Annotated in this window: 12 protein-coding genes; 7 read left to right on the plus strand and 5 right to left on the minus strand. The window is 70.8% G+C overall.

All coding sequences use genetic code 11. The features are described 5' to 3' along the window. Complete coding sequence (locus ALA01S_RS20500; RefSeq protein WP_066340306.1) at positions 1-435, plus strand: DUF1801 domain-containing protein; 435 nt, start codon at positions 1-3, stop codon at positions 433-435. Positions 436-444: 9 nt separating this feature from the next. On the opposite strand, the gene ALA01S_RS20505 is transcribed toward ALA01S_RS20500, so the two are convergent. From ALA01S_RS20505 to ALA01S_RS20515, 3 genes are all read right to left on the minus strand, one after another. Next, entirely contained in the window at positions 445-1602 is a 1158-nt protein-coding gene (locus tag ALA01S_RS20505) for an alpha-hydroxy acid oxidase (protein WP_066340309.1), read from the minus strand. A gap of 213 nt (positions 1603-1815) precedes the next feature. After that, positions 1816-2727 carry a LysR substrate-binding domain-containing protein gene (locus ALA01S_RS20510; RefSeq protein WP_066340343.1) on the minus strand — a complete coding sequence of 304 codons (912 nt, stop codon included), beginning with the start codon at positions 2725-2727 and terminating at the stop codon, positions 1816-1818. A gap of 48 nt (positions 2728-2775) precedes the next feature. Beyond that, positions 2776-3255 (minus strand): hemerythrin domain-containing protein, encoded by a 480-nt coding sequence (locus ALA01S_RS20515; RefSeq protein WP_066340311.1) that lies wholly within the window; start codon positions 3253-3255, stop codon positions 2776-2778. A 75-nt stretch (positions 3256-3330) separates the two neighbouring features. Between ALA01S_RS20515 and ALA01S_RS20520 the strand changes: the two genes are divergently transcribed. From ALA01S_RS20520 to ALA01S_RS20535, 4 genes are all read left to right on the plus strand, one after another. After that, entirely contained in the window at positions 3331-3750 is a 420-nt protein-coding gene (locus tag ALA01S_RS20520; RefSeq protein WP_084267771.1) for a YbaN family protein, read from the plus strand. A 154-nt stretch (positions 3751-3904) separates the two neighbouring features. Continuing rightward, complete coding sequence (locus ALA01S_RS20525) at positions 3905-4519, plus strand: TA system antitoxin ParD family protein (protein ID WP_066340313.1); 615 nt, start codon at positions 3905-3907, stop codon at positions 4517-4519. Between the two features lie 75 nt (positions 4520-4594). Then, positions 4595-6292, plus strand: a complete 1698-nt coding sequence (locus tag ALA01S_RS20530) for an AAA family ATPase (RefSeq protein WP_066340316.1) — start codon at positions 4595-4597, stop codon at positions 6290-6292. Then, on the plus strand, positions 6292-7071 hold the full coding sequence (locus tag ALA01S_RS20535; RefSeq protein ID WP_066340319.1) for a general secretion pathway protein GspB: 780 nt from the start codon (positions 6292-6294) through the stop codon (positions 7069-7071). Before ALA01S_RS20530 ends, ALA01S_RS20535 begins: the two co-directional genes overlap by 1 nt. Positions 7072-7106: 35 nt before the next feature. Here ALA01S_RS20535 and ALA01S_RS20540 read toward each other — a convergent pair whose 3' ends face one another. Beyond that, positions 7107-8228, minus strand: a complete 1122-nt coding sequence (locus tag ALA01S_RS20540) for a PEP-CTERM sorting domain-containing protein (protein WP_066340322.1) — start codon at positions 8226-8228, stop codon at positions 7107-7109. A gap of 534 nt (positions 8229-8762) precedes the next feature. Between ALA01S_RS20540 and ALA01S_RS20545 the strand changes: the two genes are divergently transcribed. Both ALA01S_RS20545 and ALA01S_RS33265 read left to right on the plus strand, forming a co-directional pair. Continuing rightward, positions 8763-9641, plus strand: coding sequence for a molybdate ABC transporter substrate-binding protein (locus ALA01S_RS20545; protein WP_066340324.1), 879 nt, complete (start codon positions 8763-8765; stop codon positions 9639-9641). Further along, on the plus strand, positions 9638-9853 hold the full coding sequence (locus tag ALA01S_RS33265; RefSeq protein ID WP_157119146.1) for a ribbon-helix-helix protein, CopG family: 216 nt from the start codon (positions 9638-9640) through the stop codon (positions 9851-9853). Before ALA01S_RS20545 ends, ALA01S_RS33265 begins: the two co-directional genes overlap by 4 nt. Positions 9854-9996: 143 nt before the next feature. Here ALA01S_RS33265 and ALA01S_RS20550 read toward each other — a convergent pair whose 3' ends face one another. Beyond that, positions 9997-10422: a DUF779 domain-containing protein gene (locus tag ALA01S_RS20550; protein ID WP_066340327.1), complete on the minus strand. Its 426-nt coding sequence runs from the start codon at positions 10420-10422 to the stop codon at positions 9997-9999. Positions 10423-10546: the final 124 nt, after the last annotated feature.

Raw genomic sequence — 10546 nt, forward strand, 5'->3', positions numbered from 1 at the left:
ATGCGACGACTCTCCAACTCCGCCGCGCTGGTGGACAACTGGTTCGACATGCTGCCGCCGCACCAGCAGGCCACCGTGCGCGCGCTGCATGGCGCGGTGCTGGATGCGGCGCCGCAGCTCATCCCCAGCGTGAAGTGGGGCAACCTGGCCTACCTGGACGGCGCGGCGCAGATCCTGTCCATCAGCACCCACAAGACGCACGCGCAACTGCAGGCCGCGCGGGTGCTCAGCGCCATGCTTCCCCCGCACGGCCCCGGCGACGAGGCGGCCGAGCACCCGCTGGCGCGGCCGCTCAAGTGCCGCTACTCGCAAAGCGTGGACGAGGGGCAGGTGGCGCGCGTGGTGCGTGCCTGCATGCAGTTGCGCTACCAGGTGGACCCGCAGCAGCTGCACCAGGAGTCGCAGGCGGCGCCGCAGCCGCCCGGCGTGGGCTGAGAGCCAGCCTCAGGGCTTGGGGAAGGTCCCCGGCAGCAGCACGCGCGTGTCCACGCCGCTCAGGTTGCGGTGGCCGCAGAAGGCCATGGTCAGGTCCAGCTCCTTGGCGATGATTTCCAGGCAGCGCGTCACGCCCGCCTCGCCCATGGCGCCCAAGCCGTAGAGGAAGGCGCGGCCGATGAGCGTGCCGCGCGCGCCCAGCGCCCAGGCCTTGAACACGTCCTGCCCGCTGCGCACGCCGCCGTCCATCCAGACCTCGATCTGCTTGCCCACGGCCTCCACGATGGCGGGCAGGGCTTCGATCGAGCTGGGCGCGCCGTCCAACTGGCGGCCGCCGTGGTTGCTGACGATGAGGGCGTCGGCGCCGGAGTTGGCGGCCAGGCGCGCGTCTTCCTCGTCCATGATCCCCTTGAGGATCAGCTTGCCGCCCCAGCGCTTCTTGATCCACTCCACGTCGCCCCAGTTCAGGTTGGGGTCGAACTGCTCGGCCGTCCAGGAGCTCAGGGACGACAGGTCGCCCACCCCGGAAGCGTGGCCGACGATGTTGCCGAAGCTGCGCCGCGGCGTGCCCAGCATGCCCATGCACCAGCGCGGCTTGGTCGCCAGGTTGATCAGGTTGGCGATGGTGGGCTTGGGCGGCGCGGACAGGCCGTTCTTCAGATCCTTGTGGCGCTGGCCGAGGATTTGCAGGTCCAGCGTGAGCATCAGCGCCGAGCAGTTGGCGGCCTTGGCGCGGTCGATCAGGCGCTCGATGAAGCCGCGGTCGCGCATCACGTAGAGCTGGAACCAGAACGGCTTGGTGGTGTGCGCCGCCACGTCCTCGATGGAGCAGATGCTCATGGTCGAGAGCGTGAAGGGGATGCCGAACTTCTCGGCCGCCTTGGCCGCGAGGATCTCGCCGTCGGCGTGCTGCATGCCGGTGAGGCCCGTGGGTGCGATGGCCACGGGCATGGCCACGTCGTGGCCCACCATGTTGGCGCGTATGGAGCGGCCTTCCATGTTCACCGCCACGCGCTGGCGCAGCTTGATCTTGTGGAAGTCGCTCTCGTTGGCGCGGTAGGTGCCTTCGGTCCAGGACCCGCTGTCGGCGTAGTCGTAGAACATGCGCGGCACGCGGCGCTTGGCCAGCACGCGAAGGTCTTCGACGTTGGTGATCACGCTGCTCATGGTCTGTCTTGTCCCCGGGGGTGTTCTGCAATGGGGGCGGATCGTATCGGCGCCGCGCGCGCCACGGCCGGACAAATGTTCAGGCGGCGGCGGAAAGCTGCGCCGCCTTGATCTCCTTGGTTTGGGCCGCTGCCGCTGCCGCTGCCGCTGCCGCTGCCGCTGCCGCTGCCGCTGCCGCTGCCGCGCCGTGGCGGTTGTGTGCAGGCTCGCGGCTCAGGCGGCGCGGCGCACGGCCAGCAGCGCCGTGGCCTGGCGCGAGATGGCCTCGCAGCGCCGGCGCAGCCACTGCGCGAACTGTGGCGCCGCGCCGCTGCCGGCGTGCGCCAGCACGAGGTACTGGTGCGCGGGCAGGGCGGTGATGGCAAAGGGCGCCACCAGCGCGCCGCTTTCCAGCCAGGCGCGCGCCAGGGACGGCCGCGCCAGCGCCACGCCCTGGCCGCCCAACGCGGCCTCCAGCGTCAGCCCCAAGTCCAGCAGGCGCGGACCCTCGTCCGGCTCGGCCCAGGGCAGGCCGGCCGCGGCGAACCACGGCGCCCAGGGCTCCAGCGGCGTGCGCAGCAGCGGCGCGTGGGCCAGGTCGGCGGGGCTGGCCAGCGGCGGCAGCCGCGCCAGCAGCGACGGCGCGGCCACGGGCAGCACCACGTCGCGCATCAGCTCGATGCCGCCCACGGCGGCCGCGTCGCCATGGCGCACCAGCACGTCGGCCTCGGCGCCCTCGGCGTCCAGGAAGGGAATGGAGAGCACCACCTCCAGCTCCACCAGCGGGTGGGTGGCGGTGAAGTCCGGCAGCTCAGGGACCAGGATTTGCCGCGCGAAGGTGGGCGGCGCGCTCACGCGCAGCCGCTGCACGCGCCGCCGTGCCACGCGGTGCTGGGGCGCGGCGGCCAGCAGCCCAAGCGCGGCGCGCACGTGCGAGAGGTATTCCTTGCCCGCGGGCGTGAGCGTCAGGCGCGGCCCGCGCTGGAAGAGCGGTGTCCCGAGCAAATCCTCCACCGTGGCGATGCGCTTGCCCACGGCGCTGGCGGTCACGGCCAGCTCCTCGGCGGCCTTTTCGAACGTGCCCAAGCGTGCCGCGGCCTCGAAGGCGCGCAGGCCGTCTATGGAGGGAAAACGCAGCTCCGGCATGGTGGCCGGCACTCTAGCAGTGCCTTCGCGCGGCCCGCGCGCCGTTGGTCAGTCGTTGCAGGTGGTGCTGCCGCAGCCGGTCATGGTGCCCTCGGCCACGGGCTCGCGGGCCAGGCCGGTGGCGGGGTCGAAGCCGACTTGCTCCATGTGGAAGGCCAGGCCCGCGTCCATGGTCGAGGCGTGGGTGGGGAACCACTGCGCCAGCTCGGCCACGGCCTGCTTGAGCGGGCCGAAGTCGCCTTCCACCTGCGCCAGCGCCACCACGTTGCGCATCACCTGCAGCACGGCGGCGTGCTGGAAGGTGTGGCAGTTCTCGGTGGAGAAGCCGGTGGCGGCCATCCAGCGGTCTTCCTGGGCAAAGTGCTCGACGGTGTGGTCCAGCAGTTCCTGGAAGCGCTGCAGCAACGTGGCCGGTGCGTCGTCCAGCGCGGCTTCGGCCGCGGCGAGCAGGTCCACGAATTCTTGGTGCGTGACGTCCATTTGCGGCTGCTGCAAAGCCAGCGCATCGGACCAGATCAGGGTCGGCATGGGGCGCGATTGTGACCCGTGGCGGGCCGCTGCCCTTGAGCCAGCTCAAGGGCGCGGCCCCGTTACGATCGGCGCATGACGACGGAAATCACGAAACCGGCTCCACCGCCGCCGCTGCGGCGCCCGCTGCGCTGGTTGTGGATGGTGGCGGGCGGCCTGAGCCTGGCGCTGGGCGTGGTGGGTGCCTTCCTGCCGCTGCTGCCCACGGTGCCGTTCGTGTTGCTGGCCGCGTTTTGCTTCTCGCGCGGCAGCGAGCGCTGCGAGCGCTGGCTGCTGGAGCATCCCCTCTTCGGCCCGCCTGTGCGCCAGTGGCGCGAGCAGCGGGCCGTGCCGCTGCGGGCCAAGCAGATCGCCAGCGTGATGATGGCCGTCAGCAGCGCGCTGGCCGCGTGGTGGCTGCCATCGCCCTGGCGCTGGATGCCCGCGCTGTGCTGCGCCGGCGTGGCGCTGTGGCTGTGGCGGCTGCCTACGGCGGTGGCGCGGCCACGGAGCTGACAGGGTGCTGACGGTGTGCGCGCCGCAGTCGTGACGCAGGCCACGCCCGGCGCGTGCAAGACTTGCGGCCCGCGCGGGGCAGGGTGCTTCTGCATCCTGGGTGCAAGCCTACGGTGGTAGATTGCCGCCCTTTGCAAAGAACCGGCCACTCAGCATGTCGCAGACGATACGCATCCCAGACTCGCTCCTCGCGCTTGCGCAGCGCGAAGCCGAGTTGATGAGCCGCACCGTGGCTCAGCAGCTCGAACATTGGGCCCGCCTGGGGCTGGCCCTGGAGGCGTCCGGCGTGACCGCCAGCCAAGTGCGCCACCTGCTCGATATGGAAATGGGCCGCCGCCTGGAGCTGCCCTCGCGCACGCTGCGCCGCGAAGAGCCCGCGCCCAAGGAACGCAGCCGTGACGCCGACGCCTGGGGCGACGAGGACGACTGCGGCAGCGACCGGCCCGGCGCCGGCAATGGTGGCAACGCCGGCAACAACGCTGGCGGCAGCAGCAACGCCGGCAACGGCGCCGACGACGAGTACGACGAGGACTACAGCGACGAGGAAGTCGCCGTGGCCATCACCTGCATCAGCGGCGTGCTGTCGCTGGAGGACGGCGCCGACGAGGCCGACCTCTCCGAGCGCGAGCTGCGCCGCCTCATGGCCGGGCTGCTGCGCCGCCGCCGCCACATGAGCCTGTCGGAGCTGGAGGCGCTGAGCGCCGAGCGCCGGCTGCAACTGGCCACCGAGATTGCCTTTGCCGAGCACGCCGCGCGCGGCCGGCGCTGACGCCTTGCCGGCGCGTCCCCTCGCGCCTTCTCCGTGTTGCAAGCGGCCCGCGCCGCGTCGTTAGTATCGCTGCCCATGTACGTCGGCCACTTTGGGCTGCGCAGCGAGCCCTTTTCCATCGCCCCGGACCCGCGCTGCCTCTTCATGAGCGAGCGCCACCGCGAAGCCCTGGCGCACCTGCTCTACGGCGTGCGCGGCGGCGGCGGTTTTGTATTGCTCACCGGAGAAATCGGGGCGGGCAAGACCACGGTCTGCCGCGCCTTCCTGCAGCAACTGCCGCCGGACTGCCTGGCGGCCTACGTCTTCAACCCGCGGCTGACGGCCGTGGAGCTGCTGCAGACGGTCTGCGAGGACTTCGGTTTGGGCGCCATCCCGGCCATCACGGTGAAACCGCTGGTGGACGCGCTCAACGCCTTCCTGCTGCGCGAGCACGCGGCCGGGCGCCAGTGCCTGCTGATCATCGACGAGGCGCAGAACCTCAGCCCCGACCTGCTGGAGCAGCTGCGGCTGCTCACCAACCTGGAGACCAGCGAGCGCAAGCTGCTGCAGATCGTGCTGGTGGGCCAGCCGGAGCTGCAGCGCACCCTGGCCGGCATGGAGCAGCTCGCGCAGCGCGTGATCGCCCGCTACCACCTGCAGGCCTTGTCCGAAACCGAGACGCGCCAGTACGTGGAGCACCGCCTGGCCGTGGCCGGCCTCACCGGGGCGCCGCCCTTCGACGCCGCCGCGCTGCGCCGCATCCACGCGCTCACGCAGGGCGTGCCGCGGCGCATCAACCTGCTGTGCGACCGCGCGCTGCTCGGCGCCTACGCGCAGGGCCGGCACCAGGTGGACGCGGCCACCGTGCGCCAGGCGGCCGCCGAGGTTTTCAATCTGCCTCCTCCGCGGCGGCAGGGCCTGGCCGTTGCCACGGCGCTGGCGGGCCTGGTGGCGGTGGGGGCCATGGCCTGGAGCGGGCTGTTTGGGCGTGGCGAAGGGACGGGCGGGGCGGCTGCCGATGCCGCCGCTGCCGCGTCCGGCGTGGTGGCCTCGGCCGCCTCGTCCGCTTCCGGCGCGGCCCTGGCTGCGGCGTCGGCGGCCTCCGCAGCGGCGGCTGTCGCGAAGGCGCCGGCCGTGGCCGATGGGCCGGGCACGCCGGCATCCGAGGCCCAGGCGGCCCGGGCCGCCGCCTCCGCGCCGCTGCCGCTGGCCGGATTGCCGTCCGAAAACGCCGCCTGGCGCGAGCTGGCGGCGCTGTGGAAATGGCCGGTGGAGCAGGCCGACGCCTGTTCCGCCGCCGGGCCGCGCGCCGGCTGCTGGCGCGGCACGGGCTTGTCGCTGACGCAGTTGCGCCAGTTCGACCGGCCGGGCCTGCTGGCACTGCGCGATGCACAGGGCCGGCCCACTTGGGCGCTGCTGGTGGCGCTGGACGCGCGCACGGCCACGCTGCGCGCGCACGGGCGCGAGATGAGCGTGCCGCTGGCCGCGCTGGCGCCCCTGTGGCAGGGCGATTGGGCCAGCTTCTGGCGCGCGCCCGCGGGCTACGAACGCGCGCTGGGCCCTGGGGACAGCGGAGCGCCCGTGGCGGCCCTGGCGGGCCTGCTGGCGCGCGCGCAGGGCCAGCGCGCCCCGTCCACGCCGCCGCGCCGCCTGGAGGGCGCGCTGCTGGCCGATCTGAAAGCCTTCCAGTTCGCCGCCGGGCTCAAGGCCGACGGCGTGGCGGGCCCGGCGACCTTCATGCTGCTCAACCGCGCCGCGGGCCTTGACGAGCCGCGGCTGCTCAAGGCTCCCTGATGTCCTACATCCTCAAGGCGCTGCAACGCGCCGAAGCCGAGCGCAACCGGGGCGCCACGCCGGGGCTCAATACGCCCGTGCTGCCGGTGGCCGCCGAGCCCGCCTCCGAGCCGCGCCGCATGCTGCCCTGGGCACTGGCGGGCGGGACGGTGGTGGTGGGTGCCGCGCTGGCGTGGTGGCTGTGGCCGGGGGAGCCGCAGCGCGAGGCGGCGGCGCCGTTGGCGGCCGCACCGGCCCCCGTCAGCCCGCCTTCCGTCCCTGTGCCCGCACCCGGACCTGCACCCGCGCCCGCGCCCGTCAGCCCGGCGCCCGCGCCGGTGGCGCCCGTGACGCAAGCCGTGCCGCCTGCGCCCATCGTGGCCGCGCCGCCTGCGCCTGCGCCGGCGCCTTCCCCCGCGCCGGTTGCGGCGGCACCGGCGCCCGTGCCGCGTGCGGCCGCTTCAGCGCCAGCCCAGCCTGCGGCGACGGCGCGCGCCACGCCGCCGGCCCAAGCCCCGGCTGCCGCGCCGGCAGTGCCGGCCGCCCCGGCGGCAGCCCCCGCGCCCGCGGCTGCCGCCGTGACCCTGGCCGAGCTGCCGCCGCAATTGCGCCAGGCCTTGCCGCCCTTGACCCTGGGCGGCGGTATTTATTCGGCCGAGCCCGCGAACCGGCTGCTGATCGTCAACGGACAAGTGCTGCGGGAAAAGGCACAAATTGCACCGGATTTGTTCCTGGAATCGATTGGCCCGCGGGCGGCGGTATTCAGGTTTCGGCAGCAGCGGTTTGAGATGAAATATTGAGGGGTGGGCAAGGGCTGCCCATCCCAATTGTTTTCTTATTGCGGTTGTGCGGACTTGTCGCGCCGCTTGCGGCGCGACATATAGCCCACGGCCACCAGGCCGGCCATCATGGTCGCGTAGGTGGAGGCCTCCGGCACGGGGGTCATGACAAAAGCGCGCCGGCCGACGCCTTCAAGATAGCCGTTGCCCACGATGGTGCCGCGCTCGTCTATGCCGATGGCGGAATACAGGTTCCAGTTCTTGGAGGCATTGGCCGTCAACAGGTTCTCAAGAATGTAAGTGCGGCCGTCCCGGTAAAGGCTGGCATTGCAGCAGTCGTATCCTTCGTCCGGTACGAAGAATCCCCGTTCGCCTACGACCCAGCCTTTTTCGTTGATGTCCAGCCCCGCGCCGTTGAAAAAGTTGATGCCTGTGTACTTGCCGTCTTTGTAAAGATAGACGTCGCCCGTCTCGCCCCAGGATATTTGCGGCTTGTTGATGACGATTTGCCCTGAATCGTTGATGGCTCCGGCACGTCCCCAAATATAGTCGGGTAAAGATGGGGATTTGAGTTGTCCGTTCCTGTACGTGAAAAACGACAAGTAGTTTGAATCGGGCTCAAACATCGAGCCGCCCACGACAGTTCCGCGGTTGTTGATGTCAAACGCGTGGGTCGCGGCCATGGATTCCGCTTTCCAGTATTCGACGTGTCCATTCCGATACAGGAACGACTTGTCTTCCGCATAACCGACAACCATTCCCTTGTCGTTCAGGGCCGTCAAGACGGCCTGGTCCGATCCGATCGTGGCACCTATGTCCACGAATTTTCCGTTGCGATAATAAAACGGTCGTGTGCTGCCTGAGATTTTCATGCCGCCCACCATGTCGCCGCGATTGTTGATGTCCCCGGAATAACTGGACAAACCTGCTGCCAGGGGAATCATCGTGGATTGCCCGCGCTGATACAAGAATGCCCGCGAGCCCTCTCCAAACTCAAACTGCCCCTGTGCCGTCAAAGCCACTTGGCCATGGTCGTTGAACCCGGTGGCATAGGTGGCATACCCGCCGGAAAGCACGTCGATGGCTTCTATGCGGTATTTCAATTCGGCTGCATGCACTTGAGTGGTTGTGGCCAGTGCCATGCCGCTGAGAAATATGAAATGCTTGAGGGGCTGCATCTTAAGACCTCCGGTGGAAGCGGGAGCTTACCGGTCGTCAATGCTTTGCCCACACCTCAAGTTGATATTGGATGATTGACAAAATATAGTGCTGTTTACGATTTGAGGGGTAATCGTTCTGAGGAAATGGGATTGAGCCTTCAGCGTTGAAAACGAATGGGACGGGGCGTGGCAAATTCATTTTCCGGCGTTTCGGCCTTGGCTTATTTAGGCATTGCATTTGCTGGTCCCCGCCAATATCTCGCGTCCTTCAGGAACCTGCCCCCATCCACCACATCCAGTGCATGCAGGCAATGCGGCGGCGCGGGCGTCGCAATCCCGCCTGCCCATGCGCGGCCGATCGGCCCGTGCCGACGGCCGTGAACGGGCGGCCGGCATGCTGGGCCAGCCCATCGCCCCCGGTACCTGGGGTGGCTTGGCGGCCGCGACTGCCTGCATCCGGGATGGCGTCAAACGGGCAGCTATGCTCTGGCGCACATATCGCGTTCCGGGGACGGAATCGAAACAATGGCGTCAAATCTGTTCCACGCTCCCATGTCGATTTCCTCCAGTGCTCCAAGTGGGCACACCCCCCTGCAGGAAGTTGCGCGGACCGCGCTGCTGGCATGCCTGTCCACCGTCGTGGCGGGCGGCGCGGCGGCGCAGTCCGCCGCATCCGCGCCCGAGGCCGCGCCGGCCGGCGTCACGGTGTATGCGGCCGGCAGCCTGCGCGCGGCGCTGACCGAGGCGGCCCAAGCGTTCGAGCGCCAGTCCGGTGCCCGCGTCGCTTTCAACTTCGGCCCCTCCGGGCTGCTCAAGGACAAGCTGCTGGCCGGCGAGCGCGCCGACGTGTTCGCCTCGGCCAACATGGAGCACCCGCAGGCGCTGGCCGCGGCCGGGCGCTCCGGCGCGGCGCGGCCCTTCGCCCGCAACGCGCTGTGCCTGTTGGGCGCGCCGTCCTTCAGCCTCAACGGGCAGGACGTGGCGCAGCGGCTGCTCGACCCGGCGCTGCGCGTGGGCACTTCCACGCCGGGCGCCGATCCGGCCGGCGACTACGCCTGGCGCTTCTTCGACCGGGTGGAGGCCAGCGGCGCCGCCGGCCCGGGCTCGGCGCAGCGGCTCAAGGACCGCGCGCTGCAACTGGCCGGTGGGCCCGCGTCGCCCACGCCGCCGCCAGGCCGCAGCGTCTACGCCTGGCTGCTGGACGAGGGCCGCGCCGACGTCTTCGTCACCTACTGCACCAACGCCGCGCTGGCCGTGCGCGAGAGCCGCGCGCTGCAGGTGCTGCCCCTGCCGCAGAAGCTGGAGGTGGCCGCCACCTACGGCCTGGCCGTGCTGCAAGGCGCCACGCCCGCGGCCGAAGCGTTCACGCGCTTCCTGCTCGGCGAGGGCGGCCAGGCGGTGCTGCGCTCCTGGGGGTTCGGACCGCCATGAATCGCACCCCTAGACGCACGACCCCTTGCGACGAGCCCGTGCGGCTGACGCTGAGGCTGCCGGCCGACACCGTGCGCCGGCTGCGCGAGGTGGCGCGCCAGCGCGGGCTGAGCGTCAACGGCCTGCTCGACGAGGCCGCTTCGCTGGCGCTGCTGGAGTACGAGTTCATGTGCCGCATGGACGAGGCGGCGCAGCCCCCGGCGCACGACTGAGGCCGGTCACCGGCACGCCGGCTCAACGCAAGCCTGCAGGAGGTCCGCTTGCGCGGCCGAACCCATGGGCATGCGGCGGTTCGGCCCGCAAGCTGCTGCCAGCACCTGTGGTTCAGCCCGCCAGCCGCCGCGGCGCGGGCCGTTCACACCCGCCCGTGGGCCTGCAGCCACAGCCACTCGGCGTCGCTGTACAGCCGCGCGCGGGAGATGAAGTGCTCGCCCGTGCCGCCTTCCAGCGAGAACATGCCGCCGCGCCCGGGCTCGGCGTCCAGGATGAGCTGCGAGCCCGTCCAGTACTCGAACAGCGCATCGGCGATGTAGAAGGGCTCGCCGCCCACGTGGCCCAGCAGCCGGTCGCCGTCGCCCACCAGCAGCTCGCCGCGCGCATAGCACATGGGCGCGCTGCCGTCGCAGCAGCCCCCCGACTGGTAGAACATCAGCGGCCCGTGCTGCGCGCGCACGCGCTCCAGCAGCGACAGCGCCGCCGCCGTGGCCATCACCTGCGGCACGTCGGCAGGCGCGGCGCCGTCAGCGGCGCCGCCGGGGCAAGAGGTGTCGGGTTCGGACATGAACAAGCTCCAGGACCGGACGGGTGCCGGACATCGTTGAAACGAAAAAGGCGGCGGATTGCGCCGCCGCCTTGCAAGGCTGTTTGAGCTGCCATCAACCTGGCGGGCGGGGCAGGGCCCCGCC

The sequence above is a fragment of the Azohydromonas lata NBRC 102462 genome, assembly GCF_001571085.1.
Lineage (GTDB): Bacteria > Pseudomonadota > Gammaproteobacteria > Burkholderiales > Burkholderiaceae_C > Azohydromonas > Azohydromonas lata.